Below are 20,720 nucleotides of genomic sequence, written 5' to 3'. Positions count from 1 at the left end.
GGGGCCGCCGACCGGCGTTCGACCGCGGGCCCTCAGGTCCGGGGGCGAGCCCGACGCCCACCACGTGCACGGTCGGCATCCGTCGACGACGGACCTCCCGGCGGCTAGGCCTTCGCGCTGTGCGCCTTGGCGGCGGGGGAGAACATGGCCTTCTTCACCGGTGGCAGCGCCTCGGCGACGCGGAGCATCGTGCGGAAGGCCGTGCGGGGCAGGCGTGCGGGCGAGGTCGCGTTGCGGGCGTTGCGCGTGGACACGGCCAAGGCCTCGTTCGCGTACTCGCGCATGGTGGTCTCGTAGTCGCCGACGGCCGTGACGAGGTCGCGCGTCCCGTTGACGTGGCCGAGGAGGGCCACGCGCAGGGCGTCGGCGTCGCGCAGCGCGGTGTTCGCGCCCACGCCGCCCATCGGCGTCATGTTGTGGATGGCGTCGCCGATGAGGGTGACCTGGGACGGGGTCCACGAGGGGAGCTGCGGCATGGAGCGGAGGGTGATCGGGACGATGGTGCTCGAGTCCGTGTCGACCACCACCTGCCGCAGTGCGGGCGACCAGCCGTGGAGCCGGTCCAGCACGATCCGCCGCAGCGCCTCGCCGTCCATGTCCTCGACGCCCTTCGGGTAGCTGTCGCGCGCGCCCGCCCACGCCCACACCAGCGAGTCCTGCGCGCTGTTCCCGCCGGGGGCCAACCAGTTGGCGGTGAAGACCCAGCCGGGTCCGGACGGCAGGACGTTGTTGACCGAGCCGTCGACCAGGCTCGCGGGAAGCCGATCGCGCAGGCCGGGGGTGAGGCGGATGGTGCCCGCGATGTTGACGATGCCGAGGTCCACGCGCTTCAGGTCGGGGAGGTACTGGGCGCGAACGGCGGAGTTGCTGCCGTCGGCGGCGACGAGCAGGTCGCCCTCGACGGAGGAGCCGTCGGCGAACCGCACCCGGACGCCGCCGGTGGGCGGCTTCTCGTAGCCGACGAACTTCTTGTCCCACAGGATCACGTCGTCGAGCCCGTGCAGGAGGGCGTCGCGCAGCGCGTCCCGCTTGATCCCGCGTCGACGGGTCACCGGGTCGACCGCGGCGTCCTTCTCGCGATCGATGACCGCGAGGGGGTGCAGGTCCTTGTCGCGGAAGGTGACCGCGTCGCGGGCCGGAGCCGCGACCCGGTCGAGGATCGCCCAGTTCTCCGCGGGCAGGCAGGCGTGCGCGGCACCGAGGCCGTTGGCGTCGAGGTGCAGCCCGTAGCTCGCGGGCTGCGCGCCCGCACTGCCGCTGCGCTCGAACACGGTGACCTCCACGCCTGCGCGCAGCAGCCCGTGGGCGAGGGTGAGGCCGCCAAGGCCGGCTCCGATGACGAGTGCTCGCACAGTTCTTCCTCTCTCGGATGGAGCGTGCACGTGAATCCGCTTCTGATTCGGGCGTCCTGCCCTGCTCGTGCCGTTCCCAGGTGGCGCCAGCATGCTGTGCCCACGGCCTCGTCCACGTCCCGCTGGAGTTGGCTCCTCGTCTACATCCGTTGGGGTAGGCGAATCCCGCGTTCCATCGTGGAGTGAGATGGCTACACATGTAACCGTTTTGTATGTAACTATGTCGCCGTGATGACTGTGGATGACCGGCCGCGCCGGTGGGCCCTGTGGACGTTCCGGGTGCTCGCCACCGCCGAGGCCGCGCTGACGGTGACGCAAGCGGTGTTCGCGGGCGGGTTCCTGGCAGGCGACTACGACATGCTCGCCCTGCACCGGGACAACTCGACCATCGCGGTGGGGAGACGTTCCCGAGCGTGAGGCCGCGGGGGTGGACCGGTGACCGGCCGGAGGATGAGCCGCAGGCGCTTCCTCGGCTTGGCGGCGGTCACCGCGGGCGGGGCCGTGACTTTCTCGGCCGCCGGGTGCGGGGTCACCGATGCCTCGACCTGGCACCTGCCCAGGCGGCGGAGGTGCTCGTCCGGTTCAACGACCACGCGGGCCGGTACGTGTTCCACTGCCACAACCTGGAGCACGAGGACATGGCGATGATGGCGGACTTCGTCGTCACCTGATCGGCCGTGGACGATCAGCCGGTCGCCACGCGGTCCTCCCGAACGGCCTTGCGCGCCACCACGACGATGGCGGCGGCCACGACACCCCACAGCGGGCCGTCCACCGACGTGACGGCGGCGAGAAGCGCGGTCCGATCGGCGAGGTAGAGCGACACCTGCACGGTGGAGGTGACCGCCGCGACTCCCGCGCACGCGAGCGTCGCCCTGGTGTACAGGCGGAGGAAGGTCGCGTTCTCCCGCCACCCGCGCCTGCCGCCGACGATCCGGTTGAGCAGCACGCCCGCCAGCGGCCACCGGACGGCGACCGAGGCGAGGCAGAGGAGGACGGTGGCCACCGAGGTCAGCGACTGCACCAGGAAGTAGTTCTTCGCCTCACCGGTCGCGAGCACCACCGCCGAGTACACCGCGACCAGCGCGACCCCCACCACGGCCTGCTTCAGCGACGCCCGGCGGGCGAGCCGCCACAGCACCGTGGCGGCGGACACCGCGGCCGCCGCCACGAGTCCTGCGGTGGTGGACACGGTTGTGCTGAGGACGCCGAACGCGACGGAGGGCGCCGCGGCGACGGCGAGGCCGCTCGCTCCGTCGAATCGGCTCAGCGCCGACGTCGTGGCGGTTCGCAGGTCCTGCTGGTCCATCGTCGAGTTCACAGCTCTCCCGGAGTTCGCGGTGGTACCGGGTGGTCCACCTTGCCGACACCTCCAGGGTCGCCCGCGAGCGCGCTCGCGGTCGTCCCGCCGCGGATGTCTTCCCGGCACTCGCCACGGGGGTAGACCGACGCCACGGCGTACCGCGGCGGTTGGTCACGGAGCGACCCTCTCCCGCAGGCCCGCCGCGAGCCCGGCGACGGTCAGCAGGTCGACGAGTTCGCCCGCCGTCTCCACCAGCAGCTTGCGGCGCACGCCGCCCAGGCGCAGCCGCAGGTGCACACGGGTCGCCGGGCCCTCGGCGCGCAGCGCGATCACCCAGCTGATCCGGAGGTCGCCGCGGGTCGAGCGGTGGACCACGAGGTCGGGCGCGCGGTGCACGACGATCTCGAAGGTGTCGTCGCGCCCCGGCCAGTCGTCGATGACGTCGCCGGGGCTCAGGTGCTGCAACGAGTCGTCGACGTGGCGCAGCGCCCTCCTGCCCCTCGGGAGGACCGCCTCCACCCACCGCGGCAGGTACCAGCCGGAGCGGTTGCGGCCGAGCTGGGCGATCCACGGCCACACCCGGTCGGGCGTAGCGGGCAGCGTGAAGCCGCGGTTCATGACGACCACCGCGTCGGGGACGATGTCGTCGCCGGGGAGGGCGGCCGAGACCTCCTCGGCCCGTGCGCTCACGCCGAGCACGTTCACCATGGTCGAGCCTCTCGTGGTGGGGTGTCAGCCGAGCCAGCCCGGCGTGACCATCGCGGACTCGTAGGCCAGCACGACGAGCTGCGCGCGGTCGCGGACGTCCACTTTGGACATGATCCTGCTGACGTGGGTCTTCGTGGTGGCCGGGCTCAGGAACAGCCGCTGGGAGATGGCGTCGTTGGACAGGCCGCCCGCGACGAGCGCCATCACCTCGCGTTCGCGCGGGGTCAGCACGCTCAACCGGGGGCTGGGATCGGGCTGCTTGGACCGGGAGGCGAACTCGGAGATCAACCGCCGGGTGACCGACGGGGCGAGCAGCGCGTCGCCCCGTGCGACGACCCGGATGCCGTGCAGCATCTCCGCGGGCTCGGTGTCCTTCACCAGGAACCCGCTCGCGCCCGCCCGCAGGGCGGCGTAGACGTAGTCGTCGAGGTCGAACGTCGTCAGGATGATGACCTTGGTCTTGGCCAGCCGGGGGTCGGAGCACAGGCGACGGGTGGCCTCCAGGCCGTCCATTTCCGGCATCTGGACGTCCATGAGCACCACGTCGGGCAGCGACTCCCGCACCTCGTGCAGGCCCTCGGAGCCGTTGCTCGCCTCGGCGACCACGGAGATGTCGTCCTCGGAGTCGAGGATGGACCGGAAACCGGCCCGGACGAGGACCTGGTCGTCGACCAGCACCACTCGGATCACGTCCGACCTCCCAGCGGTATCCGGGCGGCCACGCGGAAGCCGCCGACGGGGCGGTTCTCGGCGGTGAACCGACCTCCGAGCGCGGTGACGCGGTCCGCCATGCCCCGGATGCCGGTGCCCGCCGTGGCGGGGTCCCCGGCCAGCCCGTCCCCGTTGTCGTCGATCGTCACGGCGATCTCGGTCCCGTACTCCAGCCGGACGACGACCTCGCTGGCGGACGAGTGCCGCGTGACGTTCGTCAGGCTCTCCTGGACCACCCGGTAGCACGCGAGACCGACCCCGTCCGGCACGGCGGCCTCGTCGCCCTCGACGCGCAGGGTCACGTCCACCCCGGTCGACCTCGTCCCGGCCACCAGGTCGCCGATGTCGGCGAGACCGGGCTCGTGGGCGTGCCGCAGGACGCCGAGCGTGCGGCGCAACTCCTGGAGCGCCTGCCTGCTGGTGCCCTTGATGGTCGCCAGCGCGGGGGAGGCCCGCTCCGGTCCGCGCTCGATCCCGTGCAGCGCCGCGCTCGCCTGCACGTGGATCAGCGACAGGTGGTGGCCGAGGGAGTCGTGCAGTTCACGGGCGATGCGCAGCCGTTCCTGCACCGCGCGGGTCTGGAGCTCCTCCTGCTTGCGCTCCTCGGCGACCTGGAGGTACGCGCGCCGGTTGTAGACCACCGCGCCGATGGCCACGGCCGCCACGAACCACCCCGCGAGCAGGAACGCCGCCGCGTCGGCGAGGTGGGGCGTGCCGGTGTCCCAGCCGCTGATCGCGAACGCGAGAAGCCCCACGGTGGTCAGCACGACCGCGACGGCCAGCCTGGCCTGTGCGGCCACGGTGTAGAGCGCCACGACGAACGCTGGCCACACCTCGCCGTCGGCGTCGCCGACGATGTAGTAGACCCCGCAGAGCAGCAGCCCCAGCACGGCCACGTGGACCGGGTACCTGCGCCGGAAGAACAGCGCCAGGCTCATCGTGAGGCCGACGAGCCACCCCCGGACGCCGAGGTCGGACCACCCCCAGAGGGCGAGCACCGCCACGGACGTGAGGACGACCGCCAGGTCCGCGACGAAGCCGCGCGGCGGCCAGAAGCCGCGCCGTCCGGTCACCGTGCCGCCGATGATCAGCGCTCTCATGGTCCACCTCCTCGCGGTCGTGGGTCGACCGCGTGCCCTGGGTGCGACCGTACCCGATTTGGTTTCATCTGAGATGGTTAAGTTAGTAACCATCTGTCGTGGCGGAACGATCGGAGGGCACGCGTGCGCGAGCGTGCCGGGAGTTGGAGGTCATGGGTTGCGACAGCCTGCGCTGCTGCGCGCCCAGCCCGGTCGACCCGAGTGGTACGACCGACCGTCGCCGTACCACCCCTGGCACAAGGGGTTCGCCCCCACCGGGATGACGACCTGGCACCTGTTCCGGCACCAGCATGGGCTCAGCGGCAGGACGGCCGCGAGCCCGAGGCGGTCCGCCCGCCGCGACTTCCCGGAATCCCGTAGTCAGGTTTGGAGCCATGAACACCACACTGGACCCCTATTTGGTCAGCCCCGCGGAAGCGAATCCGGGCCTCGACCTCCACGTCGACGCCTACCTCGCGAGGATCGGCGTGGAGCGGGGCGAATCGGCGGACCTGCGCCTGCTCGAGTCCATCGTGGCCGGACACGCCAGGTCGATCGCCTTCGAGAACCTGGATTCCTTCGTCGGGCGCGACGTCTCCGTCGACGACGACGCGCTCGTCGCGAAGCTCGTCCACGGTCGCCGCGGAGGGTTCTGCTTCGAGCAGAACATGCTCCTGCGCGGCGCGCTGGACTCGCTCGGCTACCGCACGACCGCGCTCACCGGGCGCGTCGTGTGGGGCAGGGACGAGGACCAGCCGTTGGCCCCGCGCACGCACATGCTGGTACGCGTGGACCTCGACGAGGAGTCGTACCTGGTGGACGTCGGCTTCGGCGGGCAGAGCATCACCGGTGTGCTCGCGTTGCGGTCCGGCGAGGAACAGAAGACTCCGCACGAACCTTTCCGGATCCTGCCGGTCGACACCGGGGGGTTCCTGATGCAGTCGCTCATCGGGGCCGACTGGCGGTCCCTCTACCGGTTCGAGCTCGAACCGCAGCACAGGTCGGACCTGGAGATGGGGACCTGGTACGTCTCCCGGCACCCGGACTCGCTGTTCGTGAACAACCTCATGGCCGCACGGGCCGACACCGACAGCAGGCACACGCTCCGCGGCGTCGAAGCCGCGGTCCACCGCTTCGGCGGCCCGTCCACGCGCCGTGAGCTGGACTCCGCGTCCGAGGTGATGGCCACGTTGGAGGACGTCTTCCTCTTGGACGTCGGTGGCCTCCCAGACCTCGAACGGAAGATCAAGGCGACCTTCTTCTGAACACCCGTCCCGAAAACCCCTTGGACGAACGGAGATCCCCATGACCGACTTCACGATCGACGACGAGCAGGGCGGCGTCACCTCGATCTCGACCTTCCCCGTGGACCCCGCACGGCAGCGGGAACTGGCCGAGCTACTGACGTCGGCCGCCGAGGAGCTGCTGCGGCACGAGCCGGGGTTCATCGCCTGCGGCATCCTGTCCGGTGTGGACGGCACCCAGGTCGTCAACTACGCCCGGTGGGAGAGCGAGGAAGCCATGCGGACGATGATCGCCAAGCCCGAGATCCGCGAGCGGATGGCGGCGGCCTGGGCCCTGTCGAAGCCCGACCCGCGGCGGTTCACCGTCGAGTCCGTGCACGTGCCGTGATCGCCTGACGCGGCTCTGGCCCCTACCGGATCGGGTAGGGGCCAGAGCCGTGTCCAGGAAGTGCCAACTCCTGGGGTACGAGTGGCCGCCCGCGTACGGCAGCGGGATGACCGGAGCAGCGTCCCAGGCATGACGACGTGCCCTCCGAGTGGCCGGAAACTGTGCCGTGCAAGGCGAAAGGCACCTCGTCACTAGGAGACACGTTGTCGTCCAACACTTCCACGCGCCACTCGGAGACCGAGAACCACGGCGTGATGCTCGGCATGATCACGGGCTACTGGGTGAGCCAGATCGTGGGCGCGTACGCGAACCTCTCGATCCCCGAACACCTGCACGGGCAATCGCGCACGCCGGAGGAGATCGCCAAGGCCGAGGACGCCGACCCGGCCGCTGTCCGCCGACTGCTCGCGGCGGGTGTGACGCTCGGCCTCGTCACCACAGAGGACGGCCGGTACCGCGGCACCTCTCTGCTGAACACGCTGCGCGACGGCGCGCCCAACTCGCTTCGGCACCTCGCCCAGGTGTTGACCGAGCCCGGCCACTGGCTCACCTGGGGCGGCTTCACCGACGCCGTCCGCGAGGGCGGTTCCCAGGCCGTGAAGGCGCTGGGGATGGACATCTTCGACTACTTCGGCGTCAACGGCCGGGAAGCCGGGCTGTTCTCCACGGCGATGACCGACCTCTCCACGCCCGTGATCGTGGAATCGGTCCCGGTCATCGACATCCGGCCCGGTCAGGTCGTCGCCGACCTCGGAGCGGCCAACGGCGCCTTCGTCCGCGCCCTGCTGGACCACAACCCCGAAGCGAGCGGCGTCCTGTTCGACCTGCCGCACGTCGTGGCGGGCGGCGCGGCGGAGGTGGAGGGGTACGGCCTGTCCGACCGCCTCTCGTCGGTGGCCGGGAACTTCTTCGAGTCGGTGCCCGCCGCGGACGTCTACCTGCTGAAGTACATCCTGCACGACTGGGACGACGAGGCCTGCGTGACGATCCTGGAGCGGTGCCGCGAGTCCCTGTCGGACGGGGGCAAGGTCGTGGTCGTGGACATCGTCCTCGGGCCGGACGAAGCGCCCGGCGCGGGCACCCTCATGGACCTCAACATGCTCGCGATGACCAAGGGCCGGGAACGCGGGCTCGAGGAGTTGGACGGGCTGCTGGCGCGCGCCGGTCTGAAGAGGACCTCCGTCACGACCGTGCAGGCGCCGTACGCGGTGATCGAGGCAACGGCGGTCTGACCCCGTCGCGGTCCGCGGGGGAGCGGGGCCACCTCTGCTCCTCCGCGGATCGCGTTGCGGTGAGTCCGAGGAGGACCGGCGATGAGCCGGCAGGCGAACCCGTGGGCGACGCTTTCGGCGCTGTGCCACCCCGACGCCCACAGGTTCACGCCGCACCGGGTGTGCCGCCTCACCGGGGTAGCCTCGTCCGATGAACAGCGAATCCACCAGCCGCACCGGTCCGCCGCACGCGACCGACCGGCCGGGCGACACGTCGCCGTTCGCGTTGGGGTTGCTGTTGAGGCGGGCGCACAACCGGACGACGTCGGAGCTGGTGGCCGCGCTCAGGCCGTTGGGGCTTGAGTTCCGCCATTTCGCGGCGCTCATCGAGCTCTCGAACGACAGTCCGCTGAGCCAGCGTGAACTCGTCGAAAGAATGGGCACGGACAAGGTGTCGATGGTTCGCATCGTCGACGACCTGGAAGCCGCCGGACTCGCCGTCCGCCGCACGGTGTCGGGGGACCGGAGGATTCGCGCCGTCGACTTGACGGATCGGGGCAGGCAGGTCTTCGCCGAGGCCCACATCGCGGCGGCCGACATCGCGGAACGACTCGTCGTGCACCTCGGGCGCGGGGAATTGGACCAGTTGCTCGACATCCTCACCCGGTACACCTATCCGCCGCAGACCTGAGGCCTGCCTGCCGGGGTGGTCTCGGGGAAATGGTGTCGTATGCAACTACTGGGCCTCGCGGCGGACTCCCGTGGCGTCTCCATCGTGTTTCAAGGCGCGAACTATGCTGCGCGCATGGCGCAGAAGCGTGGTGAGATCCAACTCGACCAGTCGTCGGTGTTCGCGATCGGTCTCCTGCTGCGGCGCGCGCACACCCGTGCGGTGCAGGCGTTCGGAGCGAAGCTGGCCCCGCTGGGGATCGAGTTGAAGCACTTCGCCGTCATGGGCGTGCTCGTGGCCGACGAGCCGCTCAGCCAACGCCAGATCGGCGAACGCGTGGACAGCGACAAGGTCTCCGTGGTGCGGATCCTCGACGACCTCGAGGCGAAGGGACTGGCGCTGCGCACGTCGTCGGAGACCGATCGCCGCGTCAAGACCATCGAACTCACCCCCGAGGGCCGCAAGGTCTACCGCGCGGCACACCGGGCGTCACGCGGAGTCGAGGCGACCTTGCTCGAAGACCTGCGCCCCGCCGACAGGGACAGGTTCATGGTCATGCTCCGGCGTTTCGCGCATCCCGAGTAGTACGCCGCTCGTCCTCCGAGTCAGGGCCGGCGGCCACAAGCCCGGCGCTGCGCGGCGGTAGCCGTCGGGTGACGCGGTCGAACAGGTCCGTCAGCGGCTCGCCGACGTCTCGGCCGAACTCGGTCAGCCCGTAGGTGACCTGGGGAGGTGTCGTCGGTTCGACCTTCCGCCAGACCATCCCGTCCTGGACCAGCGCGCGCAGGGACTGGGAGAGCATCTTCTCGCTGATGCCCCGGATGCTGTCGCGCAGCTCGTAGAACCTGAGGTCGTTGCTCAGCAAAGAGATCAGCACCCAGACGCCCCACTTGCTGGTCACGTGGTCGATCACGTCACGGGCGGGGCAGTCGGTGTGAAACACCTCATACCGAGTCCCGGTGTCGGCCTGCGTGAACTGCGCGCCTCCTGCCACGTGATGAGCTTACCTCAAGGTATGCCCTTACCAAGAGTTAGCCCGTGCTCCTAGCGTCACGACCACCGAGGACGTACCGACGACGAGGAGCTGTTTCATGATCGTGGTGACCGGAGCAACCGGGAACGTGGGCCGACCCCTGACCCAGGCGTTGGCCGAGCGGGGGCAGCAGGTGACGGCGGTGTCACGACACGCCGCGGTGGTGCCGGAAGGCGTTCGTCATGTGGTGGCCGACCTGGCCGAGCCCGCCGGTCTCGAGTCCGCGCTGGCCGGGGCGAAGGCGTTGTTCCTGCTGCTGTCCGGTGATCTGCACGCCACCGGAGCCAGTCCTGCCGACATCATCGGTCAGGCCGCGGCCGCCGGGGTCCGTCGGGTCGTCCTGCTCTCCTCGCTGGGCGTGGCGACCAGGCCCTTCGGCACGACGCGGATCGCGTTGCGCGCGCTGGAGGACGTGCTGCGGGATTCGGGTCTGGACTGGGTCATCCTGCGGCCGGGCGGCTTCGCCTCCAACGCCCTGTGGTGGGCCGAATCCGTTCGCTCGCAGCAGATCGTCGCCGCCCCCTTCGGCGACACCGGCGTGCCGATCATCGACCCGGCGGACATCGCCGAGGTCGCGGCGGCCTGCCTGCTGGACGACCAGCACGCCGGCGGTGTGTACGAGCTGACCGGACCGGAGGTGATCACGCCACGCGAGCAGACGGAGGCCATCGCCGCCGCGCTGGGCGCACCAGTGCGATTCCACGAGCTCACCCGCGAGGAGGCCAAAGCAGGCATGACCCAGAGCATGCCGGGGGAACTGGCCGACGACACCCTAGACATCCTCAGCTCTCCGAGCCCGGCCGAACTGCGCGTCAGCCCGGACGTCCAGCGAGTCCTAGGCCGTGCCCCGCGCCCCTTCGCCGAGTGGGCAGCTCGCAACGTCGCCGCGTTCCGCTGAGACCTGTCAACGCTGCTCGGCGGCGGCCGGACAGTGGGGTCCCAGGGTTGGAGGGCGGTGAGGTGAGCGATGAACCCGAGGCTGTCCAAGGTCGCTCACTCGACCGTGGAGTTGCGGTTCCGGCGGTGCGGGGCAGGCTGCGAAGACCTGAAGGCGGCGCTCGATCAGGAACTCGCCGAGTGATCAGTGCCGCAGATCGAAGTGCATCATGTCGCCGTTCTCCCCGGCGCCGAAGTCGCAGGCGCCCCACCGGAGTCCGCCGACATCGCACAGCGCCTGGACGAGGTGCGGCCGCAAGGAGAGGAAGCCGTTGCCAGGCCTGCGGGTCCGCAGCGGCGCCACTGGCCCCGGGGTGCCGCTGAGCATCGGGATGCGGACGATCTCGTGGTCGAGCAGCACCCGGAAGTACCAGAAGTCGGCGTCGCCCTTGGCTTGCAGGTCCGGACGGTCGGCCAGCCAGGCGGCGATCGACTGCTGGGCGTCGGCGCGCGGCAGGCGTTCGGCGGTGGGGATGTTGTCGACGAACACCCGGTTGGCGAGCCCCGCGAAGGTGGGGGAGACGTCGTCGATGAACGGCAGACCGCCCAGCAGGAACGCGAGCGGCGGCCGGTCGAGGAAGGAGCCTGCCGGGAACTGGCGGAAGCAGAACGCGAAGTAGGTGGTCAGGGCGTCCGACACAGCGGCGAAGCGCCGCCAGACGTCCGCTGTGGGCTCGTTCGACGCCCGGCCGCCCACCCGCGCGGTGACGCCCTGCTCCAGGAAGTCGGCGGCGCGGTCGTACACCGCGACGACCTGCGAGCGTTGGAAGGAGGTCAGCACCACGCCGTTCGGGCCGGGGTTCTCACCGCCGAACGAGGTTCCGGTGCGCGTGGCGATGTACGGGTTGCGGTTGACGTCGAGGTCGATCGCGCGCCCGGTGCGGTGCAGGCCGCCACCCGTGCACGTCGGGCTCTCCTTGAGCCCCACCCAGTCCTCGAACGACTGCGGCGCACCGGTGAGCTGGTCGATCGTCGCCAGGTTCGCGTGCGTGGCGCGCAGGTTCTGCTCGACCAGCGTCAGCCGGTCGACGAGATCCTGGTGCAGCGGGGTGCCGACGACCGGTCGGCCCAGGAACGTGCTCATCGGGAACTCCTACGGGACGGTGATCTGGACGGTGCCGCTCGTACCCGGACCTGGTTGCACGGCAACGACTTCGCCGCGTCCGCGATCACCGCTCACCGCCTGGAGCGCGACGGTCTGGCCTGCCAGGGCGGCGAAGTCGAACGTGAACGCGTAGATGGCGAGGAACCCGGTGGGGAGAGCGCCGATCGGCTGCGTCGGCACGGTTCCGGGTTCCGGGTCGGCGAGAGCCCACAGTTCCGACACGGTCGACTGCGCCTCACCCCGGTTCTCCAGGGTGAACTGGACGTGGAACCGCCGGGTACCGGGGAACGGCACGGCGGTGATCGAACCGGTCAGCACGAGGTCGGAGTACGACGGCGTCACCGGCGTGTAGGAGCCGACGAAGAACGCGTCCCACGGCTCGGCGCCGTCCAGCACGCACGTCCCGGAGTCCACCCGCAACGTGCGGACCGACAACGGTGAACGGTTGTCGTAGAGGTAGATCTCCACCGGCGAGGTGCTGTCGTCGTACCCGATCGCCACGGCCTGGTGCGAGTCCTGGACGCTGCCGCGCTTGACCAGGAACACGGGAACCGGGCGCCCGGACGAGATCGCGGCGATCAGCTTCCGCACCTCGCCCGCGACCAGGCCGGGCAACGCGGCGGGGGCACCGAGGGCGAAGTTCGCGAACAGCACCGCGTTGTGCGGATCGCCCGGCACCAGGTTCAGGTGCAGCGGGCCCACGGTCAGCGGGACGCCCACCGCGGCGGTCTGCACGCCGATCGAGTTCAGGTGCCGCCGCAGGACGAACTCCCACAACGCCGACCCCTCGGCCGGGACACCGAACGGGAGGTCGGCCGTCGTGTGCTGCGGAACCGGCCTGCGGGCGAAGAAGTAGTCGAGCGCGGCGAACGTCATCCCACCGCACAGCCCGCCGAACGGTCCGATCGACGGAAGCAGCGGGATCGGCGGGAACACGAGGGTGGAGAAGCTGTTCGCGAACCGGAAGCCGTGGAACTCCGGCCGGAACTCGGTCAGTTCGAGACCCACGTCAGACTCCTTGCCATTCGGGCGGTATCAGGACCGAGTCGACGAACGTCGTGCGCTCCTGCAACTCCCTGGGCGCGTCGTCGTCGCCGGGCCCGGTGAGGAGCTCGATCTCGCGCACTCGGACCCGCACCCAGCCGGGCGGCAGCGGGATCTGCGGCAGCGGCGAGTTCCCCGAGCCCACCACCGGCCCGATCACCGGCCGCCACGCGGGCACGTCGGTGTCCGCGGTCAGCGACACGAGGTCGGTCGGGCTGTCGGCGACCTCGATCACGGCCTCGACGCGGTTGGGCGGGTGCGGCATGACCCCGGTGAGCGTCACCACGATTCCGTCGTCGACGTGGCGCACCACCAGGGTCCGGTCGGGCAGGAGAGGCACCGGGTCGGTGGTCACGGCGGTCGACAGCTCCATGCCCTCCACGCTGTGCGGCTGGTAGCGAGCGACGACGAGTTCGGCGAACGGCGCGTACGAGTCCGTGGTCACCTCGACGTCGGCGAACCAGCGGTCGCCGTGCCGCACCGGGGTGAAGGGCACGACCCGCACGGGCTTGCCCGGCCCCGGCAACGTCACCACCTGCGACTCGGTGCGGGGGAACTGCGCGGCGGCCGGGTAGCGCGGCGGAGCCGTTGTGCCCCAGAGAGGATCGCGGGCGAGCCGGGTCAACCCGTCGGGATCGTCCACGGGCGTCAGCACGGCCAGCTGCTCGCCTTCGCCGGTCTCGTACCACGGCGGTGCCAGCTCGACCCGGACCCGTCGTCCACGCCGGACGCGCACGAGCTGCTCGGCGCTTCCCCCTGTCTCCCAGGCGAACGCGGGCGACACGGCCAGCACGACCGGAGGTGCCGGACGGGCCGACGACGGGATCGCCACGGCACGTTGCTCGGCCTTCACGCGGAACGCGCTCTCCGGCTCGGAGGCGTCGAAGCAGTGCCGGTACCGGCTGATCGCGGTGAGCGTGTAGGTGATCCGACGGTGTTTGGTGTCGCCGAACTCGTGCCGGAACGTGAACGCGGGTGGTCGGTTCGGCGGTGCGGCGACGATCGGCTGGGAGTGCAGGCGCTCGGCGGACGCGGGGAAGTCGCCCGAGTCGGTCCACTCCGTCCACCTCGCCCCGACGTCGAGCGTCGCGGTGCTGGGCGTGTGCAGGCCGTCGGAAGAGAAGTTGACGTTCACCAACGCCGTCGTGTCGTTGACGGTCCGGTCGATCGCGCCGGGCCGCAGCACCCACTCCGGTGCGGTCGTCGGCGCCCGGACGGCGTGCACGACCCGCAGCACCCGCGGTGGCGTGAGCTGGGGATGCCTGCCGTCGAGGGCGTCCTGGACGTCGACGTGGGCGTCGGCGAGCCAGTCGAGCAGGCTGAAGTGGTTCGAGCGGTCCCGGTGGACGGTCGACGACAGCCGCAGCGTGGCCTGTTCGCCCGGGCCCAGCCGGACCTGCAGCACACCGCCGTCACCGCTCCAGCGGAAGCCGGCGGGATCGGCGGACGCGGCCAGTTCGATCCGCTTCGGCCGTTGCTCGGGCCACGCCGGGGACCACGCCCACCGCTCGACCCGGTCCGTTCCCTCGCTGTCGAGGCGCAGCACGGCGTTCACGCCACCGGCCGCAGGGTCGGGCAGCGCGTCGTCGCGCAACGCCCGCTGCGCCCATTCCCACGTCTGCTCGTCGGAGGCGGGCGGATCGAACACGCCGTGCTGCTCGGCCACCTCGAACGTCGCGGTCGGCGGGTGCAACGCCCGTTGCTCGACGTCCTGGTCGCCGCGGATGACCAACGTCGTGATGGCCGCGCCAGGCGCAAAAGCGTCGGTGGAAGCGGTGATCAACGGTGGCGGCACCGGCTCGTGCCGTGTGTAGCGCACGGCGTCGCTGCACCGCGCGCCCTCCGTCTCGGTCTCCAACGGCAGCCCGCCGCCCGTGGCGTCGGCGACCCGCACGCGCAGCTGGTAGCTCGTGCCGAAGCGCAGCGCGGGCAGCGGAACCTCCGGCGACAGCTCGAACCGCCACGCGAACTCGTAGGGCAGCGGCACCGCGGGATCACGGCGCGGACCGGGCGTGTCGTCGAGCAGGTTCGTGGGGGAGACGGCGTGGCTCCAGCCGTTCCACCGCGTCACGACCTCGTCGGCGCGCAGCTCCGACCCGGCGTCGCGGACCGCGCTGAACGGCTTGACGTGCCCCTCCTCCGGCGTCCGGGCCGCGCCGATCGGCAGGTCGTCGACCGTGTAGGTGGCGAGCCGGTGGGTCAGCGACCGCCACGGTCCGTCGGCCGTGCGGACGTCGAGCCGGTAGCCGAGCACGAGGTCCTCCGCGGTGAACCGGGCGTCGTCCATCGAGTCCGAGGCGGCGTTGACGCGGGCCGCGTTCGCACGGGTCGTGTAGTCGGCGAGCCGGCCGGGCCTGACCAGTTGGAGACCCGCCGATCGCAGGTGCGGCAACGTGGCGGGCCGCTCGTCGCCGGAGCTGTTCGCCGCCTCGCGCAGGCCACCGACGGCGCCGTCGACCTCGAACGTGCAGACGGCCCAGGCGGGGGAGTCGCCCGGCTGGACGGTGCCCGCCCCGGCCAGGTCCACGACACCGCGCTGGATGGTGGTGCCGCTGGGCAGGAAGTGGTCCTGGTCCAGCAGGTAGGCCGTCCACGGCGCGCGCACCAGCAGGTCCAGCACGGGGTCGTCGCACCGCACGCTCAGGTGCCGCGGTCGCCGCGGATCGCCGACGTCGAGGTACCGCCGGGGCACCGCCAGCTCGAACACCAGCCCGAGGTCGCGCAGCACCGCCGGGTGCTCGCGCAGCATCGCGACCGTGCGGTGGAAGTCCGGCACGACCGGCGTCGGCACGGACTGCTCCGGCGGTGCGGCAGGGGCGGTCGTGCCCTGCCACGGCGAGAGCGCCCCGTCGACGATGCGGGCCGAGTCCTGCGGCCTGCGCGCCATGTCGGTCACCGCACGGCGGTAGGTGCCGGTGACCGCCGCCGCGTCGGTGTGGGTCGGGTGGACGCGCGGCGGGTCGTAGTCGTGCGCGGACCAGTCGTTGATCAACCCGCCGCTGCCGCCGAAGAACGCCTGCCACACGTCCGACCGAGCCGCCGGTCGCAGCACGGGACGACCAGCAGGCGCGACGCCCGCGCTGGTGTCGGTGCGCAGCCGGAAGCTCAGCCCTTCCAGCAACGTGGGCCAGTCCCGCAGCCCGAACTCGTCGAGCGAGTTCCCCTCCAGCCGCGGCACCACCAGCACGCGGATCAGCGCGTCGGCGCCGTCGAGTCCGCTGGGGACGGCGACCCAGAGCAGCTCGCTCATCACCACACCGCTTCGAAGACGCGGACCAGCTTGTCGTCGCAGCCGGTGACGAGGAACCGGCCGTCGGCGGTGAACGCGATCGCGCGCACCCGGCCGGGGTGGCTGAGCCGGACCAGCGGTGTCCTGGTCGCCGGGTCGAGCACCGTCACGAGCGCGGCCGTCGCGCCCTCGGTGACCACCGCCAGCCGTCCGCGCGGGCTGAACGCCAGCGCGGTGACCAGGGCCTCGAAGTCCACGGTGGACGGACCGGCGCCGGTGAGCGAGGTGAGCTGGACGGTCCCGTCGTCGCTCCCGGTCGCGAGCACGCGGCTGTCCGGGCTGATCGCCAGCGCGGAGATCGACGCGGTGTGCCCCAGGCGTTGCCGCACCTCACCGGTCGCGGGGTCGAGCACGAACGCCGTCCCGTCCTGGTTGCCGGTGGCGAGCGCGGTCCCGTTCGGGGCGAACGCCACCGCCACGACCTTGTCGTCCTGGGTGAGGCCGTGCAGTTCGGCACCGGTCGCGGCGTCGAGGATCCTGGTGCGGCGGTCGGCGCTGCCGGTGCCGATCAGGGTGCCGTCGGGGGAGAACGCGAGCGCCGTCACGAGTCCCCTGTGGTCGCTCTCCCAGCGTTGCGCGCCATCGGCACGGCCGCGCAGGCGCACCATCCGATCCGCCCCGCCGACCGCGACCCAGCCGCCCGCCGGTGAGCACGCGAGTTCCGTCACCGGCCCGCTCTGCGAGACCTCCCACACGGGCACGGTGGAGCCGTGGAAGAGCCGCACCTTCCCGTTGGCGCACCCGGTGACGACGTCCTGGTTGTCCGGGCTGATCGCGAGCGCGGTGACGAGCACGTCGTGCGGGCGGCGCAGGCGCAGCACGGCCGGTTGGTCGACGTCGAACACGAGGGCGAGCCGGTCGGTGTCCGCGGCGCCGACCAGCGTCTCGGCGGCGTTGGTGCTGGTCACGAGTGAGGTCACAGCGCCCTTGAGAGGTTGCCTCGCCCGGATGGAGCCGGTCTCGTAGACGTAGGCGAACCCCCTGCCGGTGTCGTGCGCGCCGCCGGCGAGGAGCTGGCCGCCGTCGGCGCTGAACGCCAGGTCCGAGACGCGGTCGTCGGTCGTGTGCTGCCACAACGGGGCGCCGGTGTGCGCGTCCACGACGATCACGCCGGGCGTGGACTCGTCGTTCAGCGTCTGGTTGACCGCGAGGTACCGCAGGTCGGGGCTGAACACGGCCGTCGACGCCTCCGGGATGGGCACGAGCGGGAACCGCTCCCGTCCGCCCTCGCGCACCTCGTAGACGCCGACGCCCTGTTCGACGACGGCGGCGACCGCCGTGCCGTCCGGGCTGAACGCGACGTTCTGGACCGGCTGGTCGCGCGGCACCGCGATCGACCGCACGGACTGGGCGCCGGGGTCGACCAGGCACACCGTCCCGTCGAGGCACCCCGCGGCGAGGAGCTTCGAGTCGGGGCTGAACGCCAGCCCGGAGAAGCCGTGGTCGTGCTTGCGGGTGAGGACCTCCCGGCCGTCGTCGTCCATGACGATCAGGGCGTCGCCGCCCGCGACGGCGACCAACCGGCCGTCCGGGCTCACGGCGAGGCTCCGCACGTCGTGGTCGTCCTCGATGACGACCTCGCGCCGCTGCGAGCCGAGGTCGACCCGCCAGACCTGCCCGATCGGCTCACCGGCGGGGGTGACCACCGGACCGACGGCCCACAGCACCCGGCTGTCCGGGGTGAACGCGACCTGCCGTCCGAACCAGCGCTTGCTGTAGTAGGTCTGCTGGGGTTCGGCCCACTTCACCTGGCCGGTCGCGGTGTCCAGGACCCTGGTGCGCGCGATGAGGGTCGCGCCGAAGTCGGCGAACTCGGCCACCGCCACCAGCGCGTCGTTCGCCGACACGGCCAGGGCGCGCACCTGCCACGGACCCGGCTCCGGCGTCCACTTGGGCGCCTGCCCCTCCAGGTCCCACACCAGGACCTGGGCCTGCGGGCGCTCGTGGTCCGGGCCGAAACCGGTGCCCACGACGATGGTCGTCCGGTCGAGCCAGCGCACCCGCCACGGGGCGGCGGTGAACTCGGCCCGGTTCACGGGCTGGCGTGTGATCACGGGGTACCGCCTCGGGAGTCGTGCGCGAAGGCCGCGCGGTAGGACCGCCACCGGTCGAGACCCGTGTCGGCCTCCAGACCGGCGAGCAGGCTCCGGGTTCGTTGCGGTGCGGAGCCGCCGGCGAGCACCCACTCGCCGCTGTCGATCTCCACGCTGTCCGACCACAGCGTCAGGTCGATCTCGACGACGATGCTCGCCCGCCCCACCAGCGCGTTGCGCGCCGACTGGTAGGTGAGCTCGATGCGCATCTCGATCGACACGGAGACGATGCCGAGCACCTCGACGCAGCCACCGACGCGCAGGTATCCGGTGAGCGTCACGGATCCGCCTGCTTCGAGGGCGAAGCGGACGCCGCCGAGCGCGTGCACCTCACCGGAGGCCACGAGGAAGTCGACGGAGACGATCGCGCCGAACTCCAGCGCCGCCTCCAGTCGCTTCAGCCCGTCGCGGTCGAACGCGACCTCGACGTACCCGCCGCCGCCGAACATGAGCACGCTGAGCGCGAACGGGTTCTGCCGCTCGGCGAAGGAGAGGGACACCCACACCGGCTTGCCGTCGAACGGGACCTCGATCGCGATCCGGAGAACGATGTCGCGCAGCACGAACACGCCCGCGCTCACCGACGGCACGGACAGCGCGTACCGCACGGTGATCCCGCTCGGCGTCACGTCGAGCAACGGCCGCGCGGAGCCGAGGTCGACCGCGTTCTGCAACTCCTGCAACAACTTCAGTGTGCCGAGGAACGTCGCGTCCAGCCCGGCCACGTCGAGGCTCGGCCGCTCGCCCGCGCGCTGGGTGTAGGTGAGCGAGCCGAAGTCCAGCCGCAGCACCGCTCCCGGTCCCGGCGGGAACGCCAACGCGAAGTCGCGCACCACGCACGTCGTGGTCGGCCCTTCGACGCTCAGGTCGATCCGCGCGCCCGGATTCGCGATGAACGCCCCGACCGATCGCAGCGCGATGTCCTTCCACAGCATCCGCACCGTCGGCGGACGTCCCGGCTCCAGCACGGACGTCACCCGCGGCGGCACTCTCAGACCGGTCAGCAGGTCGCGCAGCCGGAAGCCGAGCACGGTCGCGTCCGGCCCGAACAACGCGGCCGGGTTGATCACGCCGTCCGCGGCGGGCAGTCCGGCCAGCTTCACCGGGCCGTGCACCCGCGACAGCGCGTCGGCGGAGTAGTTGGGTGCTACCAGCGCGCCGGACCTGTCGGAGTTCCTGGTGAACGACAACGGGATCTCCGGGCCCACGACCCGGAACACCACGTCCGTCGCCGTCCCGGTGTCGAGGTACGCGTCGGTGAACGCGATCCCGCGCCGCGCGCCGTCGCCGAGCAGCGACCGCAGTGCGGGCAGCACCACCTCGGCGCCGGTCAGTCGTGGCCGGAACCCGTCGGCCGTGGTGCCCGCGAAGGTCAGCGAGTGCACCTCGTGGACGTCCTCGTCGGCGGGCCGCGCGCCGCGGATCAGGTCGACGGGGACACCCGGCAGGGAAACGGACTGCTCGCCGTAGAACCCCGGGACGCGGGGGTCGTCCAGGGCGTCACCGGCGACGAACAACAACGGCAGCTCCGTGCGCACCGGTCCGCGCGCGGTGTGGAGCTCGACCGGGAAGCGGATCGGGTCGGTGCCGTACCTCGGCCAGAAGCAGCGCGGGCTCGACCGGTCCGGCAGCCATTCGGGGACGCCGATGTCGGTGTGGAGCGTGCGGGTGATCACGACGTCGTCGAACGGGAACGACCGGCGCAGCCGGGGATCGGCGGGCGCGGGACGCACCGGGTCGGTGATCGCGAGGGTGAGTGTCCGACGCAGCACGGAGGCGCCGAGGTGCGGGTCGTAGATCCGTTCGGTGTGCTCGACGTAGTCGGCGTGGTGGCCCAACGGGTACAGCACTCCGCGTGCCAGCAGCCGCACCTCCATGTCGCGGCCGAGCACGATCCGCTGGTCCCAGTCGAGGTTCGGCCAACGCGCGCGGATCGTCGCGGTGGCACCCAGCGCACTGAGCTCCAGCCGCGACGCCGCCGCGGGCCCGTTCTGGATGATCAACGACCGCTGCGCCTCACCGATCGGCGTGGCGAAGAGGTCCGGGTAGTGCGCGGCGGCGTGGTCGACGGGCCGCAGGCGCAGCCCGGACCCGGAAGTCAGGTTCGTCCGCCACAGGCCGGTGACCCCGCCCGCGTTCGCGGGCTGGTTCTCGTGGACCGCCCTGACGTCGTCGCCGTCGACGGTGAAGCGCAACCGCCACGGCACCTCCACGACCGAGTCGGCCAACGGCCGTGCGGCGACCGCGGCCAGCAGGGCGATCGTGGTCAGCGGCACGACGGCACCCTGCTCCACGACCACCGTGATCCGGCTCGGCGCGGCCGGCGTCGCACGCCACACCGGAACCACGTCCGGGTTCCCGCCGCTCGGCCGGTACGCGGGAGCGGGCACGCCGGGGACGGTGAGCTCCTCGGCCAGGTGCTGGGGCGGGAAGAGGAGCGTCAGCAGGGCGTCCGGACCGGCCCGCAACACCTGCCCGTCCACCGTCATGCCCGTCCACCGCACCCCGAGGACGAGGTGGTCCTCCCCGCGCAGCAACAAGAAGTCGGCCATCG

At 71.6% G+C, this 20,720-nt stretch carries 19 protein-coding genes; 8 read left to right on the top strand and 11 right to left on the bottom strand.

The window, feature by feature from the left end; genetic code table 11:
- Nucleotides 1-104 precede the first annotated feature (104 nt).
- The gene (locus ACFWW9_RS02510; protein ID WP_390370634.1) at nt 105-1,352 is read right to left on the bottom strand and encodes an FAD-dependent oxidoreductase; all 1,248 of its coding nucleotides are present in this window, start codon (nt 1,350-1,352) and stop codon (nt 105-107) included.
- 228 nt (nt 1,353-1,580) lie between these two features.
- Here ACFWW9_RS02510 and ACFWW9_RS02505 point away from each other — a divergent pair, with 228 nt between their 5' ends.
- Together ACFWW9_RS02505 and ACFWW9_RS02500 are read left to right on the top strand one after the other, a co-directional pair.
- Complete coding sequence (locus ACFWW9_RS02505) at nt 1,581-1,769, top strand: hypothetical protein (RefSeq protein WP_390370632.1); 189 nt, start codon at nt 1,581-1,583, stop codon at nt 1,767-1,769.
- Nucleotides 1,770-1,921: 152 nt separating this feature from the next.
- Nucleotides 1,922-2,023: a multicopper oxidase domain-containing protein gene (locus ACFWW9_RS02500; protein WP_390370630.1), complete on the top strand. Its 102-nt coding sequence runs from the start codon at nt 1,922-1,924 to the stop codon at nt 2,021-2,023.
- Nucleotides 2,024-2,037: 14 nt separating this feature from the next.
- Here ACFWW9_RS02500 and ACFWW9_RS02495 read toward each other — a convergent pair whose 3' ends face one another.
- The 4 genes from ACFWW9_RS02495 to ACFWW9_RS02480 all read right to left on the bottom strand — a co-directional run bounded on the left by ACFWW9_RS02495 (nt 2,038) and on the right by ACFWW9_RS02480 (nt 5,174).
- Entirely contained in the window at nt 2,038-2,673 is a 636-nt protein-coding gene (locus ACFWW9_RS02495) for a DUF3159 domain-containing protein (protein ID WP_390370629.1), read from the bottom strand.
- A 153-nt stretch (nt 2,674-2,826) separates the two neighbouring features.
- Nucleotides 2,827-3,363, bottom strand: coding sequence for a hypothetical protein (locus ACFWW9_RS02490; RefSeq protein WP_390370628.1), 537 nt, complete (start codon nt 3,361-3,363; stop codon nt 2,827-2,829).
- Nucleotides 3,364-3,387: 24 nt separating this feature from the next.
- The gene (locus ACFWW9_RS02485; protein WP_390370626.1) at nt 3,388-4,053 is read right to left on the bottom strand and encodes a response regulator; all 666 of its coding nucleotides are present in this window, start codon (nt 4,051-4,053) and stop codon (nt 3,388-3,390) included.
- Entirely contained in the window at nt 4,050-5,174 is a 1,125-nt protein-coding gene (locus tag ACFWW9_RS02480) for a sensor histidine kinase (protein ID WP_390370624.1), read from the bottom strand. The genes ACFWW9_RS02485 and ACFWW9_RS02480 overlap by 4 nt, the downstream gene beginning before the upstream one ends.
- A gap of 374 nt (nt 5,175-5,548) precedes the next feature.
- On the opposite strand from ACFWW9_RS02480, the gene ACFWW9_RS02475 reads away from it, so the two are divergent.
- The 5 genes from ACFWW9_RS02475 to ACFWW9_RS02455 all read left to right on the top strand — a co-directional run bounded on the left by ACFWW9_RS02475 (nt 5,549) and on the right by ACFWW9_RS02455 (nt 9,251).
- Nucleotides 5,549-6,418 (top strand): arylamine N-acetyltransferase, encoded by an 870-nt coding sequence (locus ACFWW9_RS02475; protein ID WP_390370622.1) that lies wholly within the window; start codon nt 5,549-5,551, stop codon nt 6,416-6,418.
- Nucleotides 6,419-6,458: 40 nt separating this feature from the next.
- Nucleotides 6,459-6,785 carry a putative quinol monooxygenase gene (locus tag ACFWW9_RS02470; protein WP_390370620.1) on the top strand — a complete coding sequence of 109 codons (327 nt, stop codon included), beginning with the start codon at nt 6,459-6,461 and terminating at the stop codon, nt 6,783-6,785.
- A gap of 203 nt (nt 6,786-6,988) precedes the next feature.
- Nucleotides 6,989-8,017 (top strand): methyltransferase, encoded by a 1,029-nt coding sequence (locus ACFWW9_RS02465; protein WP_390370618.1) that lies wholly within the window; start codon nt 6,989-6,991, stop codon nt 8,015-8,017.
- 190 nt (nt 8,018-8,207) lie between these two features.
- Nucleotides 8,208-8,687 carry a MarR family winged helix-turn-helix transcriptional regulator gene (locus tag ACFWW9_RS02460; RefSeq protein WP_390370616.1) on the top strand — a complete coding sequence of 160 codons (480 nt, stop codon included), beginning with the start codon at nt 8,208-8,210 and terminating at the stop codon, nt 8,685-8,687.
- Between the two features lie 114 nt (nt 8,688-8,801).
- Entirely contained in the window at nt 8,802-9,251 is a 450-nt protein-coding gene (locus ACFWW9_RS02455) for a MarR family winged helix-turn-helix transcriptional regulator (RefSeq protein ID WP_390370615.1), read from the top strand.
- On the opposite strand, the gene ACFWW9_RS02450 is transcribed toward ACFWW9_RS02455, so the two are convergent.
- Entirely contained in the window at nt 9,220-9,660 is a 441-nt protein-coding gene (locus tag ACFWW9_RS02450; protein ID WP_390370614.1) for a winged helix-turn-helix transcriptional regulator, read from the bottom strand. The two genes, ACFWW9_RS02455 and ACFWW9_RS02450, sit on opposite strands and share 32 nt — an antisense overlap.
- A gap of 97 nt (nt 9,661-9,757) precedes the next feature.
- Here ACFWW9_RS02450 and ACFWW9_RS02445 point away from each other — a divergent pair, with 97 nt between their 5' ends.
- On the top strand, nt 9,758-10,597 hold the full coding sequence (locus ACFWW9_RS02445; protein WP_390370612.1) for an SDR family oxidoreductase: 840 nt from the start codon (nt 9,758-9,760) through the stop codon (nt 10,595-10,597).
- A 183-nt stretch (nt 10,598-10,780) separates the two neighbouring features.
- Here the strand turns inward: ACFWW9_RS02445 and ACFWW9_RS02440 are convergent, their stop codons facing one another.
- Genes ACFWW9_RS02440 through ACFWW9_RS02420 form a run of 5 tightly spaced genes read right to left on the bottom strand, consistent with a single transcriptional unit; the run spans nt 10,781 to nt 20,718 of the window.
- On the bottom strand, nt 10,781-11,719 hold the full coding sequence (locus tag ACFWW9_RS02440; RefSeq protein ID WP_390370610.1) for a hypothetical protein: 939 nt from the start codon (nt 11,717-11,719) through the stop codon (nt 10,781-10,783).
- Nucleotides 11,720-11,728: 9 nt separating this feature from the next.
- Nucleotides 11,729-12,748: a hypothetical protein gene (locus ACFWW9_RS02435; RefSeq protein ID WP_390370608.1), complete on the bottom strand. Its 1,020-nt coding sequence runs from the start codon at nt 12,746-12,748 to the stop codon at nt 11,729-11,731.
- A 1-nt stretch (nt 12,749) separates the two neighbouring features.
- Nucleotides 12,750-16,034 (bottom strand): hypothetical protein, encoded by a 3,285-nt coding sequence (locus tag ACFWW9_RS02430; RefSeq protein WP_390370607.1) that lies wholly within the window; start codon nt 16,032-16,034, stop codon nt 12,750-12,752.
- Nucleotides 16,034-18,127 (bottom strand): WD40 repeat domain-containing protein, encoded by a 2,094-nt coding sequence (locus tag ACFWW9_RS02425; RefSeq protein ID WP_390370606.1) that lies wholly within the window; start codon nt 18,125-18,127, stop codon nt 16,034-16,036. Before ACFWW9_RS02425 ends, ACFWW9_RS02430 begins: the two co-directional genes overlap by 1 nt.
- Nucleotides 18,124-20,718, bottom strand: a complete 2,595-nt coding sequence (locus ACFWW9_RS02420) for a hypothetical protein (RefSeq protein WP_390370604.1) — start codon at nt 20,716-20,718, stop codon at nt 18,124-18,126. The genes ACFWW9_RS02425 and ACFWW9_RS02420 overlap by 4 nt, the downstream gene beginning before the upstream one ends.
- Nucleotides 20,719-20,720 lie beyond the last annotated feature (2 nt).

The sequence above is a fragment of the Umezawaea sp. NPDC059074 genome, assembly GCF_042738955.1.
Classification (GTDB): Bacteria; Actinomycetota; Actinomycetes; order Mycobacteriales; family Pseudonocardiaceae; genus Umezawaea.
Note: the sequence above shows the minus strand (reverse complement) of the source record. Positions and strands in the feature narration are given on the sequence as shown.